The following is a 14,746-nucleotide window of genomic DNA, read 5'->3' on the forward strand; positions in this document are numbered from 1 at the left end:
ATTTGTTGAGCAATTCGCGATTCATGTAGCGTGGCTCATCACTGGTTCCCCTCAGCGTTTGGAGACAGCAATGTCCACTCAGGTGGAAGAGAACAAGGAAACAGCAGGTAAACGGACCGCTAAGCGGCGCGCCCGCCCGAAGAAGTCCAATGGGCAGTGGAAGATCGACGGCCATGAACCGTTGAACAAAAACGAGATCGACAAGGCCGAAGACAACGGCCTCAACGTTCGTGCCCGTATCGAAACCATCTACGCCAAACGTGGATTCTCCTCGATCGACTCCGACGACCTGCACGGCCGCTTCCGCTGGTGGGGCCTGTACACCCAACGCAAACCCGGAATCGACGGCGGCCGCACCGCGAAGCTCGAACCGCATGAGCTCGAGGACGAATACTTCATGCTCCGCGTCCGCATCGACGGCGGAAAGCTCACCACCGAGCAGCTGCGCACGATCGCGGACATCTCCACCGATTTCGCCCGCGACAGCGCCGACCTCACCGACCGCCAGAACATCCAGCTGCACTGGATCGAGATCGAGAACGTCCCCGAGATCTGGCGCCGCCTCGAAGCCGTCGGCCTGCAGACCACCGAAGCCTGCGGCGACGTCCCCCGCGTCATCCTCGGCTCACCTGTGGCCGGCATCGCCGCCGATGAACTCATCGACCCGACACCGGCGATCGAAGAGATCTCACGCCGCTACATCGGCGACCAGAGCCTGTCGAACCTGCCGCGCAAATACAAGACCGCGATCACCGGCCACCCCAGCCAGGACGTCGTCCACGAGATCAACGACTGCTCCTTCGTCGCCGTCGAACACCCCGAACACGGCATCGGCTACGACCTGTGGGTCGGCGGCGCCCTGTCCGTCGTCCCCCGCTTCGCCGAACGCCTCGGCGCCTGGGTCGCCCCCGACCAGGTCGTCGACACCTGGCTCGGCGTCACCCAGATCTTCCGCGACTACGGCTACCGCCGCCTGCGCAACAAAGCCCGACTGAAGTTCCTGCTCGCCGACTGGGGCCCGGAGAAGTTCCGCGAGATCCTCGAGACCGAATACCTCGGATACAAACTCGCCGACGGTCCGGCACCGGCCAAGCCGATCACCGCCGGCGACCACGTCGGAGTGCACAAGCAGACCGACGGCCGCTACTACATCGGGGTCAGCCCCGTCGTCGGCCGCGTCTCGGGCACGCTGCTCGGCCAGGTCGCCGACCTCGCCGACAAGTACGGCTCCACCCGCCTGCGCACCACCCCGCACCAGAAGTTCCTGCTGCTCGACATCGAGGAGAAGGACGTCGAAGCCGTCGTCGCCGAACTCGACGCCTTGGGCCTCTCCAGTCGCAAGGACCTCTTCCGCCGCTCGACGATCGCGTGCACCGGCATCGAATACTGCAAACTCGCCATCGTCGAGACCAAGCAGACCGCAGCTGACACCATCACGAAGCTCGAGGAGCGCCTCGCCGACATCGAGGAGCTGCCCCACCCGATCAGCTTCCACCTCAACGGCTGCCCGAACTCCTGCGCCCGCATCCAGACCGCCGACATCGGACTCAAAGGCCAGATCGTCACCACCGACGAAGGCGAACAGGTCCCCGGATTCCAGGTCCACGTCGGCGGAGGTCTGGCCTCGAAGGACCGCGACGAGGCCGGCCTCGGCCGAACCGTCCGCGGACTCAAGGTCACCGCCGAGAACCTCAGCGACTACGTCGAGAAGCTCGTCCGCCGCTTCCTCGCCGGGCGCGAGGAGACCGAAACATTCTCCGAATGGGCCCACCGTGTTGACGAGGAGGAACTGGTATGACCCGCACGAACACGACCACCACCGAGGCGGCGCCCACCTCCGCAACCGCGGCGAAGGGAGGGGCAGCGACCCAGTCCCGCCCCGAACCACGCCCCGTCGAGGAACTCAAGGCCCTCGCCGAGGCGGGTGCCCGTGAGCTCGCCGGTGACCCGGAGAACGGTGTTCCCGAGGCCAACCCCGCCGACGTCATCCGCTGGGTGTCCCGGAACTTCGACACCGCGGCCTGCGCCGTGGCCTGCTCGATGGCCGACGCCGCCCTGCCGCACTACGTCGCCCAGTACCAGCCCGGCGTCGATGTCCTCTTCCTCGACACCGGCTATCACTTCCGGGAGACCTATGACACCCGCAACGAGGTGGCCCGCCGTGTCGACGTCCACATCGTCGATGTCCTCCCGGAGCAGACCGTGGAAGAGCAGGACGCCGAGTTCGGCAAGGATCTCTTCGCCCGCGACCCGGGTCTGTGCTGCGCCCGCCGCAAGGTCGCACCGCTGAAGAAATCGCTGAAAGGCTACGAACTCTGGTTCACCGGAGTCCGCCGTGACGAGGCTCCTACCAGGACGAACACGCCGCTGATCACCTTCGATGAGAAGAACGGACTCGTCAAGGTCAACCCCCTGGCCGCGTGGTCCTTCGATGATCTCCTCGACTACTCACGCGCCTTCGACGTCCCGGTCAACCCGCTGCTGTCGCAGGGGTACCCGTCGATCGGCTGCCAGCCCTGCACTCGTCCCGTCGCCGAAGGGGAAGATCCCCGCGCCGGCCGTTGGGCCGGATCGACCAAAACAGAATGCGGACTCCACACATGAGCATCGACACCCAGTTCAACAACGACACCCACACCGCCCCCGAGGCGGCGCCCGCCAACCCGAAGAACACCTCCCTGTCCACCCTCGACGTCCTCGAATCCGAAGCGATCCACATCATCCGTGAGGTCGCCGCCGAGTTCGAACGTCCCGTGCTGCTGTTCTCCGGCGGCAAGGACTCCGTGACGGTCCTCCACCTCGCGGCGAAGGCGTTCTGGCCGGCGAAGATTCCGTTCGGACTCCTCCACGTCGACACCGGACACAACTTCGACGAGATCATCCGCTTTCGCGACGAGACGGCGGAGAAGTACGGCCTCGACCTCACGGTGGCGAAGGTCCAGGACTACATCGACGACGGTCGCCTGCGCGAACGCCCCGACGGGACCCGCAACACCCTGCAGACCCAGCCGCTGCTCGACGCCATCACCGGCGGGAAGTTCGACGCTGTCTTCGGCGGTGCCCGCCGCGACGAGGACAAGGCCCGGGCGAAGGAACGCATCCTGTCCCTTCGTGACGAATTCGGCGGCTGGAACCCCAGCAGTCAGCGCCCCGAACTGTGGAACCTCTTCAACGGCCGCCACCTGCCCGGCGAACACGTGCGCGTGTTCCCGATCTCGAACTTCACCGAACTCGACGTGTGGAGTTACATCGCCCGCGAAGGCATCGAGCTGCCCGAGCTCTACTTCGCCCACGATCGCGAAGTCTTCCAGCGCGACGGCATGTGGTGGGCCACGGGCGAATTCTCCACCCCGCGCGAGGACGAGACCGTCACGACCAAGAAGGTCCGCTACCGCACCGTCGGGGACATGAGCTGCACCGGGGCCGTCGAATCGAGCGCCGATGACCTCGAGTCCATCCTCGCCGAGGTGGCCGCCACCACCGTGACCGAGCGCGGAGCCACTCGCGCCGACGACCGGATCTCGGCCGCGGCGATGGAAGACCGCAAGAAGGACGGGTACTTCTGATGACGACGACAACCACCACCGAAACAACCACCACCGAGGCGACGCCGACGTTGGACACGACGACGAAGACGCTGCTGCGCTTCGCCACCGCCGGATCCGTCGACGACGGGAAATCCACGCTCGTCGGCCGGCTCCTCCACGATGCGAAGGCGATCCTCGCCGACCAGCTCGCCGCCGTGACAGCGACCAGCCGGGAACGAGGATTCCTGGGAGGTGAGTTCGACTTCGCTCTGCTCACCGACGGTCTGCGGGCCGAACGCGAACAGGGCATCACCATCGACGTCGCCTACCGGTACTTCGCCACCGACCGTCGCTCGTTCATCCTCGCCGACTGCCCCGGACACGTCCAGTACACGCGGAACATGGTCACGGGAGCCTCGACCGCCGATGCTGTCGTCGTCCTCATCGACGCCCGCACCGGCGCGACCGAACAGACCCGCCGGCACCTCACCGTCGTCTCCCGACTGGGCATCCGCCACGTCGTCATCGCCGTCAACAAGATCGACCTCATCGACTATGACCAGGCGGCGATCGAGGCGGTCGAGAACGACATCAAGTCACTCGCCGACGAGATCGGCCTCGAGACCCCGCACCTCATTCCGATCTCCGCCCTGGCCGGGGACAATGTCGCCACCACCTCGGACAACACGCCCTGGTACTCCGGCCCGGCGCTGCTCGAACTCCTCGAGACCCTGCCGAGCACGGACGAGGACACCGCCGACCTCGAGGCCTTCCGCCTCGACGTGCAGACCGTACTGCGTCCGCAAGGGGGACTGGCACCGGGTCTCGACCCCGAGGAATTCCGGGACTACCGGGCGGTGGCCGGACAGATCACGGCCGGGCGGGTCAGCCTCGGCGATGAGATCGAGATCCACCCCGCCGGGCTGACAACGACGGTGACCGGAATCGATACCGCCAGCGGTCCCCTTGAGACCGCGAGTGCGCCGCTGTCGGTGGCGCTGCGGTTGGCCGATGACGTCGATACCGCCCGTGGCAGCGTCATCGGCGCAGCCGGCACCTTGCCCACCCCGCGCCGGGAACTGCACGCCGAGGTGTTCCCCTTCACCGCGGAGGGCCTGCGCACAGGGGATCGGGTGCTCGTCAAGACGGGGACGACGACCGTGAAGGGGATCGTCACCATCGAGTCCAAACGCAACCTCGAGACCTCAAAGACCGAACCCGCCGAGGTGCTCGCCGGCAACGACATCGGCCTGGCCCGGGTGAAGCTGTCCGCCGAGCTGCCGGTCCCGGACTTCCGCGACCACGGCACGGCCGGAGCCTTCGTCGTCATCGACCCGCAGACAGGGAACACCCTCGCTGCCGGAATCCACACCCCCGAGGCGGCCCCCGGCCCCGAATCCACCGAGGACCAGTCATGACGCTCTTCCTCCCACAGCAGCCGGGCACGGTGCTGCTCGTCGGTGCCGGACCGGGCGATCTCGGACTGCTCACCGTCACCGGTCTGCGCGCATTGGAACGCGCCGATGTCATCGTGGCCGACCGCCTCGGCGCCAGGTCGGTCATCGATCAGCTCGAAACCGAACGTGGTGCACCCCTCGATGCACAGATCATCGACGTCGGCAAGCTGCCGGGGCACCATCCGGTGCCGCAGAGCGGGATCAACGACATCCTCATCACACAGGCGAAGCTCGGCCACCGGGTCGTCCGTCTCAAGGGCGGTGACCCGTTCGTCCTCGGACGTGGGGGCGAGGAGGTCATCGCCTGCCGGGCCGCCGGAGTCGATGTCCGCGTCGTTCCCGGGGTGACCAGCGCGAACTCCGTTCCCGCGGTCGCCGGGATCCCGCTCACCCACCGAGGCGTCGCCACCTCGTACACGGTCGTGACCGGTCACGACCAGCTGGGCGAGATCGGCGGGGGACGCGACCACACCGTCGTCGTGCTCATGGGAGTGGGCACACTCATCAACTCGGCGATGGTGCTCGCCCGATCCGGGCGCGGTGACGACTGCCCGGTCGCGATCGTCGAAGACGGATTCGGGGAGAACCAACGAGTGACCATCGGAACCCTCGGCGACATCGCCTTCCGCGCGGCTCGCCGAGGCGTCCGGTCACCGGCCGTGATCGTCGCCGGTGATGTCGTGACCCTGAGCCCCTACGCCGATGGTGCGTTCACCCAGGCGACCGAGCCTGCCGCATCGGCATCCGAACTCGTGAGGAACCCATGACCTACATCATCGCCCAGCCGTGCGTGGACTTGAAAGACCGAGCCTGCATCGAGGAATGCCCGGTCGACTGCATCTACGAAGGCACCCGTTCCCTCTACATCCACCCCGACGAATGCGTCGACTGCGGAGCCTGCGAACCCGTGTGCCCCGTCGAGGCGATCTTCTACGAAGACGATGTGCCCGATGAGTGGGAGGCCTACTACAAGGCGAACGTCGAATTCTTCGACGACATCGGCTCCCCGGGCGGAGCGGCCGCCCACGGGGTCGTCGACAAAGACCACCCCTTCATCGCTGCTCTGCCACCGCAGAACACCGACGACTGACCAGCAGCGAGTCCTCGCTCCATCACACCGAGCGACTCCCCGCTCCACGACGACTGATCAAGGAAACCCATGCCTACTATTCCCTTCAGAGTGGCCATCATCGGTGCCGGCCCCGCCGGTATCTACGCAGCCGACCTGCTGACCAAGGCCGAACATGACCTGGAACTCAGCATCGACCTGTTCGAACGCCTGCCCTCACCCTTCGGGCTCGTCCGCTATGGGGTCGCCCCCGACCATCCGCGCATCAAGGGCATCATCAATGCGCTCATCAAGGTCCTCGACCGCGGTGACATCCGCCTGTTCGGCAACGTCGAATACGGGGCCGATATCAACCTCGGCGAGCTCACCGACCGCTACGACGCCGTGATCTTCTCCACCGGCTGCTTCGTCGACGCACCGCTGTCGCTGCCCGGGATCGATCTGCCCGGTTCCTATGGGGCAGCCGACTTCGTCAACTGGTACGACGCCCACCCCGATGTGGCCCAGACCTGGCCGCTGGAGGCGGAGAAGGTTGCTGTGCTCGGCAACGGCAATGTCGCCCTCGACGTGGCCCGGGTGCTCGCGAAGCAGGCCGATGACCTGCACACCACGGAGATCCCCGATCACGTCTATGAGGGGCTGAAGTCCTCGAAGGTCACCGACGTCCACATCTTCGGCCGCCGGGGTCCCGCGCAGGCGAAGTTCACGCCTCTCGAGCTGCGTGAACTCGGGCAGGTCGACGACGTCGACATCATCGTCTATCCCGAGGACTACGAGTTCGATCAGGGTTCACTCGAGGCCATCGAGTCGAGCAACCAGGTCAAGCAGGTGACGAAGACGCTCACGGACTTTGCGATGCGGGAGGAGACCGGGGCGAAGCGGCGACTGCACCTGCACTTCCTCCACGCGCCGGTGGCCATCCTCGGCGAGGATCGGGTGACCGGTCTGCGCACGGAACGTCAGGAACTCGACGGGACCGGTGGCGTCAACGGCACCGGAGACTTCCACGACTGGGACATCGATGCCGTGTACCGGGCCGTCGGCTATGCGGGTACGCAGCTGCCGCAGCTGCCCTTCGACGAGGCCAAGAAGGTCATCACGAATCACGAAGGACGCGTCGTCGACGCCGAAGATCAGGGCCGGGCCGCCGAGGCGGACGTCATCCCCGGCGTGTACACGACCGGGTGGATCAAGCGCGGCCCCGTCGGGCTCATCGGTCATACGAAGGGCGATGCGCTCGAGACGATCGGGCACATCCTCGACGACCAGGCCGCCGGGGCGCTCACCGAACCCCTGTACCCGGAAGAGTCCTCGATCGTCGAGCTGCTCGAGTCGAAGGGCGTCGACTTCACCGATTGGGAGGGTTATCACCGGCTCGAGGCCGCAGAGAAGGCCCTTGGTGTGGCCGAGGGACGTGAGCGGGTGAAGATCGCGACCCGTGAGGCCATGCTCGCCGAGGCGCGCGCCCACCTGACCGCGGACGCGAACTCCGGGAGCTGAGCGGGCCGATACGGCAGCCGAGACCCGAAGACCCAAATCCTCACATAGTGACCCTCAACGTTCCACCATTCGACCCCGAACACCGAAAAGACGTGTTCGGGGTCGTTTGAGTTTGTGACCTTGCCGTATAACCCAGCTATGTAATTGACATCACGTTTCGACAGGAGAAAGCTGGCGGCGGAAACTCAGCCGTCACTACCTAGGGAGGCCCTGGTGCCCTCACGCAATTCCCTGTCATCGGGCTCGCATACGAGCGTGACAGTCGTCCATGACAAAGGACTCAAACGCGATATCGGCAAGACCGGCCTGCTCTTCACCGGAGTCGGGTCGATCATCGGCTCCGGTTGGCTCTTCGGCGCCTTTGATGCCGCAAGCATGGCCGGACCGGCCGCGATCCTGTCGTGGGCCCTGGGCGCGGTCCTCATCATCTTCGTGGCACTCAACTATTCCGAACTCGGCGTCATGTTTCCCGTCGCCGGCGGTGTCGTGCGCTACCCGCACTATGCCTTCGGTTCGTTCGCCAGCTACACCAGCGGGTGGATCACGTGGCTGTCGGCGGCGGGAACCGTGGGCATCGAGGTGCTCGCCGCCGTCCAGTACGCCTCGAGCTACATGCCGTGGCTGATGGAGTCGAAGGAAGGCGTGCTCGTCCTCACGGTTCCGGGCATCTTCGTGAGCATCGCGATGGTCGCGGTCTTCTGCGTCATCAACATGTTCGGCGTGAAGTTCTTCGCCCAGTTCAACAACGTGCTCGTGTGGTGGAAGCTGATCGTCATCGTCCTCGTGTTCATCGGACTGGCGCTGCTGGCGTTCAACCCCGGTCACTTCCACATGCCCGAGTTCGGCGGTTTCGCCCCCAACGGCATCGCTCCGATCTTCGCGGCCCTGCCCGCGGCGGGCATCGTGTTCTCCTACCTCGGATTCCGACAGGGAGTGGAGTTCGCGGGTGAGACGAAGAACCCGCAGAGGAACGTGCCCTTCGCCGTCATCGGTTCGATCGTGCTCACCGGCATCATCTACATCCTCCTGCAGGTCGCGTTCATCGGCGCCATCCCCACCGAACTGCTCAAGGACGGTTGGGGCGGACTGTCGTTCTCGAACTCGGCGGGACCGTGGGCCGAGATCGCGATCATGCTCGGTGCGATGTGGCTGGCGATCATCCTCTACATCGATGCTGTCGTCTCCCCGGCCGACACCGGCCTGATCTTCACCGCGCTCACCCCACGCCTGTCGTACTCGCAGGCCCGCGTGGGCAATGCCCCGAGCGCGATGGCGAAGCTGAACAAGAAAGGCATCCCGTGGTTCGGTCTGCTCATCACGTTCATCGTCGCCTGCTTCCTGTTCTTTCCGTTCCCGTCGTGGGCGAAGATGGTCGGCTTCATCACCTCCGGCACCGTCATCTCCTTCGGCTCCGGACCGATCACGGTCGCGGCACTGCGTCGTCAGCTGCCCGCCCAGGAGCGTCCATTCCGCCTGCCCGGCGGGGACGTGCTCCCGTTCCTCGGATTCCTCGCCGCGAACCTCATCGTGTTCTGGACAGGGTGGGACACGAACTGGAAGCTCTTCCTGGCGATGGCGCTCGGCTACGTGGTCCTCGGCCTGCACTATGCGTTCAGCGATCGCAGCAAGATCCCGCCGCTGCAGTTCAAATCCGGTTGGTGGATGATCCTGTGGCTCGGCGGTCTGGCCGTGCTCAGCCTGTTGAGCAACTATGGCGAGGGCGCCATGGGCGTGCTCACGTTCGGATGGGGTGAGCTGGTCTGCACCATCTTCACCGCCATCGTCTTCTACGTCGGCATCAAGACCCGGCTCAAGTCGGACGAAGTCGTCACCAACGTCGAGAACACCAAGGAGACCGCAGCCGAACACATCGACGGGGAGTGAAGCCGTGGCAGAGCGTCAAATTCTTCGACGCTAGATAGCGAAATCCTCGCCGAGGCGGCCCGACCCCGTACATCCACGAACAGTGGGGTACGGAGTCGGGTTCGTGTTGACCGAAAGCGGGTTCAACGGTCCGTGGCAAGTGCACCGAACGTCAGGGTAGCTATCAATTCCGACACGATCGTTCGGCTCACCAGCGAGCGGGTCCAAAACCGGCGGAAAATTGCGCCATGACCCACTTCGCCGTCAAGAACAAACTGTGTACATCCCCGCTGGACTTCACAGAACACGCTGATGCGTGGATCGGCCAACTGGAGGCCGAGCTATCGAAGACCTATCCTGACGTCTCTCTCTGCTCGAGTACACGTTCTAGCGAGTTCAAAGGGGCGTTCGTCGACCTCGACACACTTGGGGTCAATCGTGAACTTAACAGTGGGCTCGGACTGCTTGTCGAGCAGGAAGGCACCCGCAACCAGTTCTTTGTAGTCAGTGACATCCCCATTGACGGCGACCTTTTCAAAACGTTGAGGAAAGCTGTTCAGCGAGCGTGCCAGAAAGCGGAGGCGGCAGCCACTGGTATCGAATGGTCGGCCATGCTGGTACAAACCCCGAAAATTCTCAGTCATCCGTCCCGGTTGGAGGGTACTCTTCGCATTGGGAAAATGACGCTGTGCGCTTCGGAAACTGACTTTACGGATGTCGTCTACCACTACGATTCCGGCAGCTCGATGTCGTCGGGCTACAAGTGGCAAGTTTCTCGCCCTATCTGCGTGGCTGGACATACAACTGCGTCGTCGAAGGAAAGTGCCATTAGCCGGGCGGGGCGAGAATTGCGTCGCCTGTGTGGCTTGCTTGCTGTTTCTTGGGGCGTACCTTATGAGATCGCGCACCCTCCAATGCCGCAATACGATCAGGAAGGGCCGCCCCAATACAAAGTTCGCCCTGGACTCAGGCTCCTTCAAGAAGCACCGGCTGTGGAGAAAAATGGAGGCGCATCCAGTGCCAAGCTGGACGGCAGATGCTTGGCGCCAAGCTGAAAGAGTAGAGCTCACAGCCGCCCTCGACATGTTCCTCGAAGCGGAATACGTCACTGCTCGTCATCCGTCCCTGTCCGCCGTCGCATACGTTGCGGCGATCGAAGCGATTGGCGACGGGCTCTTCACCGTCGAGCAATGCAAGTGTTGCAAGTCGATTCCGGGAGCGACGAAGAAGTATAAGGCGACCATTCGACTCGTAGTATCAGAACCCGTTGCTCAGAGACTAGACCGCGTGTACGGCTGGCGCTCGACCACAGTTCACCGGGGTTCACTTCATTCGACGGAAGTGAATGCGAGCCGTGGATGGGCGCATATGCTCAATCCTCGATACTCGGAAAATCTGACCGCCGTCTTACCGGAATTAAGAGAAGCCGCTCGGTCGCTGATAGAGCGCGGTCTCGACAATCAACTGCCCGAGTCTAGACCACTACACGACATCGGATGAACGGAAAGGTAGCTTCTCGGCTCACGCGTTGTCGCACTGTTGTGGAGAAGCCTTATGCCTCCACTGTTACCTCTATCGACGACGTGGGAGTAGTGGCCCATGTCGTTACGCTCCAAGGTCATGTGCCCTGAACGGTTGGACAACGTAGACCACTTCTTCTCCTTCAGACTAGCTGTCCGCCCCACCCTTAAACCGCGCAAAGTACTCCAGCGCCTCGAACGAATCCACAGCATCCGGGTTCGCCACCTTCCCCAGCGCATGCCCCTGGATAAGCCGCTTCACCGGGACCTCGAGCTTCTTGCCTGTCTTGGTGTGCGGGATCGCCGGGACCGCGATGATGTCATCGGGCACGTGCCGCGGTGACGCCTTCGAGCGAAGCTCCGAAACAATCCGCCCCCGCAAACCAGAAGACAACGAAACCCCCGACGCCAGAACGACGAACAACGGCATCCAGTACCCGCCGTCGGGCTGCTCGGCGCCGATGACCAGGGATTCGGCCACCTCGGGGATGCCGTCGACGACGTCGTAGATGTCGGCGCTGCCCAGGCGCACTCCCTGCCGGTTGAGGGTGGCGTCCGAGCGGCCGGAGATGATGACGCTGCCGTGGTCGGTGATGGTGATCCAGTCGCCGTGGCGCCAGACTCCGGGGAACATCGAGAAGTACGTGTCGCGGTAGCGCTCACCGTCGGGATCGTTCCAGAACTTCACCGGCATCGACGGCATCGGGGCGGTGATGACCATCTCGCCGACCTCGCCAACCAAAGACTGGCCGGAGTCGTCCCACGACTCCAACGCCACGCCGAGTACTGGCCGTGAGAGCTCCCCAGCCCAGATCGGACAGTTCGGAGCGGATCCGGCGAAGCCGCTGACGACGTCCGTGCCGCCGCTCGTCGAGGCCAGCTGCACGCGCTCGCCCACGGCATCGCGCACCCACGGGAAGCAGTTGGCAGGCACCGGGGCACCGGTGGCACCGATCGTCCGCAGCCCGGTCAGGTCGAACTCCTTACCGGGTTCGATCCCCGCCTTCATCCCGGCCAGGAAGATCCCGGGACTGACCCCGAGCACATTGGCCTTCGTGTCCGCGGCGATCTCCCACAGCCGGCCCGGCCCCGGATAGAGGGGACTGCCGTCGAAGCACACCGTGGTCGCACCGCCCACCAGCGCCGAGGCGACGAGGTTCCACATCATCCAGTTCGTATTCGTGTACCAGAAGAACCGGTCACCCGGCCGAATGTCGAGGTGGAGACCCAGCAGACGCAGGTGATCGATGACGACCCCGCCGTGGCTGTGCACGATTCCCTTGGGAATCCCCGTCGTGCCCGAGGAGTACAGCACCCACAGCGGGGTATCGAAATCGACGCGCGCGAACTCAGGTTCCGCATCCCCTGCGGTGATATCGTCCCAGGCGGTGAGGTTCGTGATCTGACCGTGTTCATCGGTGAATTCCTCGCCGAGGTTGCCCACCCCGACCACGGCGCGCAGGCTCGGCATCCGGTTGGCCAGATCCGCGACTTGGTCGCGGCGGTCGAAAGCCTGACCGTTCCACAGGTAGCCGTCGGCGGCGAAGAGAACGGTCGGTTCGAGCTGGCCGAGTTTCGTCCCGGCACCTTCGGCCGCGTAGTCCTGGGCGCAGGCGGACCAGAAGGCCCCGATTGAGGCGGAGGCGAGGAAGGCGATGAGGGTGTGGTGGGTGTTCGGGAGGTAGCCGACGACGCGGTCGCCCTGTTCGACTCCTTGGCCGCGCAGCCAGGCGGCGACGGATCCGACTTGGCGACGCAGCTCGCGCCAGGTGATCTCGGTGCGTTTGCCGTCTTCGGTGATGGTGATGATGGCCGGTTCGTCGGCGAGCTTGTCATCGAGGCCAGCCCGCAGGGCGTGTTCGGCGTAGTTGAGGCGGGTGCCGGGGAACCAGGTGGCTCCGGGCATGGATCGGTCGGCGAGCACCTCGGTATAAGGCTCGTCGGCGATGACGTGGAAGTAGTCCCAGACCGCACCCCAGAACCCGTCGAGGTCGTCCACCGACCACTGCCACAGATCGTCAAAGCTAGACATAGTCTTTCCGGTGCGCTGATTGCCAAAGTCGATGAAGTCGGCGATCTGCGGTCGCGGGGTCTGGTCAGGGTCGGGCAGCCAGATCGGTTCAGCGGTCAATTCTTCTCCTCAGCACAGCGGTGGGCGGTAGCTATAGCGGTCTCCACCAGCTGAAACGAGGCACACTCATTCCGCGGGGGAGACGTTGAGTCCACCTTACGCCGCCATCCCAGCGGCTTTTGCAGGCCGCCCAGAACGCAACTGCGCCGCTGAGAATTGTCAGCGGCGCGGTCGATAGGGTAGTGGGTTGAGCCTCAGCCCCACACGCCTCGAGTATCGTGAACGATCTTCTGCGTGAGCAGCGAAGCATCCAGGTTGATGAACTCATTGTGGTCGACGAGGAGGAGAACGATGTCGGCCTGCTCGATCGCAGTTTCGGTATCGGCCAGGGTCACGTTGTCACGGGACACCAGCTCGGCCGGAAGCTCTTCGATGTTCGGTTCGACGGCCAGAATCGTCGCTTCAGGAAGTTCCTCGGCAAGGCGATTGACGATCTGCCGGGCGGGGCTCTCACGCAGGTCATCGATGTTCGGTTTGAACGCCAGTCCGAGTGTCGCGATCTTCACTTCGTTGATGCGCTTCGCTTGAGGGATGAGCTTGTCCAAGACGAATCCGGGCTTGGAATCGTTGACATCGCGAGCGGTCTTGATGAGTGATGACTGCTCGGGTGCGGTAGCAACGATGAACCATGGGTCTACAGCGATGCAGTGGCCGCCGACTCCGGGTCCTGGCTGCAGGATGTTGACGCGGGGGTGGTGGTTGGCCAGCTCAATGAGTTCCCAGACATTGATGTCGAGACCGTCGGCGATCATGGACAGCTCATTCGCGAAGGCGATGTTGACGTCGCGGTAGGCGTTCTCGGTCAGCTTGGACAATTCTGCCGTCCGAGCATCGGTCATGAGGAACTCGCCCTCACAGAACAACTGGTAGAGGTCACGGGCGCGTTCGCCGGCGTTGCCGTTGAGGGTGCCGACGATCCGGTCGTTCGTACGAAGCTCGATCATGATGCGGCCCGGCAGAACCCGCTCTGGGCAATGAGCGAAGTAGATCGTCTTGGATGTGCCCTCATCGAGGGTCAGATCTGGACGCTCCGACAGAATCGTCTCGGCCAGGAACTCGGTTGCTCCGGGAGGTGAAGTTGATTCGAGGATGACAAGCTCGTTGCCTTTGAGGAGCGGTGCGATCTGCTTGCCGGCGGTCTCGATGTAGGACAGGTCAGGCTTGTGCCCATCTTTGAATGGTGTTGGCACGGCGACGATGTAGTTGTCGGCATGCGGGGTCTCGGTGGTCGCACGCAGATAGCCCTGGGAGACGACACCGGCCACCGTTGTCGACATATCGGGCTCGACGAACGGGACCTTGCCCTGATTGATGAGATCGACAGCTTTCTGGTTGATGTCGACGCCGACGACGTTCGCACCAGAACTGGCCAACACGGCGGCTGTAGGGAGTCCGATGTAGCCGAGTCCGATGACGGCGACCGAAGGTCGATTGCTCTCGGGGGAGGGGGTCATGATTCTTCTCTCTGAGTTCTAGCGTCGACCGTTAGCTGCGGTGGATAAGTACGGTCAGTGGCGAACGGCCTGCTTGGCACACAACAAATGAAATGTTATTGGATAATTACGAGACCGTGAAACGATTTTTGGCAAAAGCGCGAGTTAGTGATGCGGAACACCTGGTCAGTTAAGGTTCGGTAAATTTTCTTCACTCATGGATCATTTAAGGATCAGCCCGCTGTC

11 protein-coding genes are annotated in these 14,746 nt (G+C 63.8%); 9 read left to right on the forward strand and 2 right to left on the reverse strand.

Annotation, left to right across the window (positions count from 1 at the left end; all coding sequences use genetic code 11):
• The first annotated feature begins 70 nt into the window (after positions 1-70).
• From ACSBQT_RS03340 to ACSBQT_RS03380, 9 genes are all read left to right on the forward strand, one after another.
• Positions 71-1,798 (forward strand): nitrite/sulfite reductase, encoded by a 1,728-nt coding sequence (locus ACSBQT_RS03340; protein ID WP_435000867.1) that lies wholly within the window; start codon positions 71-73, stop codon positions 1,796-1,798.
• Positions 1,795-2,604 carry a phosphoadenylyl-sulfate reductase gene (locus tag ACSBQT_RS03345; RefSeq protein ID WP_435000868.1) on the forward strand — a complete coding sequence of 270 codons (810 nt, stop codon included), beginning with the start codon at positions 1,795-1,797 and terminating at the stop codon, positions 2,602-2,604. Before ACSBQT_RS03340 ends, ACSBQT_RS03345 begins: the two co-directional genes overlap by 4 nt.
• Positions 2,601-3,566 carry a sulfate adenylyltransferase subunit CysD gene (cysD, locus tag ACSBQT_RS03350; RefSeq protein ID WP_435000869.1) on the forward strand — a complete coding sequence of 322 codons (966 nt, stop codon included), beginning with the start codon at positions 2,601-2,603 and terminating at the stop codon, positions 3,564-3,566. Before ACSBQT_RS03345 ends, cysD begins: the two co-directional genes overlap by 4 nt.
• A complete protein-coding gene (locus ACSBQT_RS03355) occupies positions 3,566-4,945 on the forward strand; it encodes a sulfate adenylyltransferase subunit 1 (protein ID WP_435000870.1) in 1,380 nt (459 codons plus the stop codon). Before cysD ends, ACSBQT_RS03355 begins: the two co-directional genes overlap by 1 nt.
• Positions 4,942-5,751, forward strand: a complete 810-nt coding sequence (gene cobA, locus ACSBQT_RS03360; protein ID WP_435000871.1) for a uroporphyrinogen-III C-methyltransferase — start codon at positions 4,942-4,944, stop codon at positions 5,749-5,751. The genes ACSBQT_RS03355 and cobA overlap by 4 nt, the downstream gene beginning before the upstream one ends.
• Positions 5,748-6,074: a ferredoxin gene (fdxA, locus tag ACSBQT_RS03365; protein ID WP_025776713.1), complete on the forward strand. Its 327-nt coding sequence runs from the start codon at positions 5,748-5,750 to the stop codon at positions 6,072-6,074. Before cobA ends, fdxA begins: the two co-directional genes overlap by 4 nt.
• A gap of 69 nt (positions 6,075-6,143) precedes the next feature.
• Complete coding sequence (locus ACSBQT_RS03370; protein WP_435000872.1) at positions 6,144-7,553, forward strand: FAD-dependent oxidoreductase; 1,410 nt, start codon at positions 6,144-6,146, stop codon at positions 7,551-7,553.
• 255 nt (positions 7,554-7,808) lie between these two features.
• Positions 7,809-9,437, forward strand: a complete 1,629-nt coding sequence (locus ACSBQT_RS03375; RefSeq protein WP_435000873.1) for an APC family permease — start codon at positions 7,809-7,811, stop codon at positions 9,435-9,437.
• 227 nt (positions 9,438-9,664) lie between these two features.
• Positions 9,665-10,471 carry a hypothetical protein gene (locus ACSBQT_RS03380; RefSeq protein WP_435000874.1) on the forward strand — a complete coding sequence of 269 codons (807 nt, stop codon included), beginning with the start codon at positions 9,665-9,667 and terminating at the stop codon, positions 10,469-10,471.
• A gap of 613 nt (positions 10,472-11,084) precedes the next feature.
• Here the strand turns inward: ACSBQT_RS03380 and ACSBQT_RS03385 are convergent.
• Positions 11,085-13,067: an acetoacetate--CoA ligase gene (locus ACSBQT_RS03385; RefSeq protein WP_435000875.1), complete on the reverse strand. Its 1,983-nt coding sequence runs from the start codon at positions 13,065-13,067 to the stop codon at positions 11,085-11,087.
• Between the two features lie 194 nt (positions 13,068-13,261).
• Positions 13,262-14,521: a UDP-N-acetyl-D-mannosamine dehydrogenase gene (gene wecC, locus ACSBQT_RS03390; protein ID WP_435000876.1), complete on the reverse strand. Its 1,260-nt coding sequence runs from the start codon at positions 14,519-14,521 to the stop codon at positions 13,262-13,264.
• Positions 14,522-14,746 lie beyond the last annotated feature (225 nt).

Source organism: Brevibacterium sp. H602, assembly GCF_051172395.1.
GTDB lineage: Bacteria > Actinomycetota > Actinomycetes > Actinomycetales > Brevibacteriaceae > Brevibacterium.

Excerpts from the sequence above, each read along its gene's own strand:
- ACSBQT_RS03340 (WP_435000867.1), top strand. The coding sequence starts at position 71 with ATGTCCACTCAGGTGGAAGAGAACAAGGAAACAGCAGGTAAACGGACC.
- ACSBQT_RS03345 (WP_435000868.1), top strand. The coding sequence starts at position 1,795 with ATGACCCGCACGAACACGACCACCACCGAGGCGGCGCCCACCTCCGCA.
- cysD (WP_435000869.1), top strand. The coding sequence starts at position 2,601 with ATGAGCATCGACACCCAGTTCAACAACGACACCCACACCGCCCCCGAG.
- ACSBQT_RS03355 (WP_435000870.1), top strand. The coding sequence starts at position 3,566 with ATGACGACGACAACCACCACCGAAACAACCACCACCGAGGCGACGCCG.
- cobA (WP_435000871.1), top strand. The coding sequence starts at position 4,942 with ATGACGCTCTTCCTCCCACAGCAGCCGGGCACGGTGCTGCTCGTCGGT.
- fdxA (WP_025776713.1), top strand. The coding sequence starts at position 5,748 with ATGACCTACATCATCGCCCAGCCGTGCGTGGACTTGAAAGACCGAGCC.
- ACSBQT_RS03370 (WP_435000872.1), top strand. The coding sequence starts at position 6,144 with ATGCCTACTATTCCCTTCAGAGTGGCCATCATCGGTGCCGGCCCCGCC.
- ACSBQT_RS03380 (WP_435000874.1), top strand. The coding sequence starts at position 9,665 with ATGACCCACTTCGCCGTCAAGAACAAACTGTGTACATCCCCGCTGGAC.
- wecC (WP_435000876.1), bottom strand. The coding sequence starts at position 14,521 with ATGACCCCCTCCCCCGAGAGCAATCGACCTTCGGTCGCCGTCATCGGA.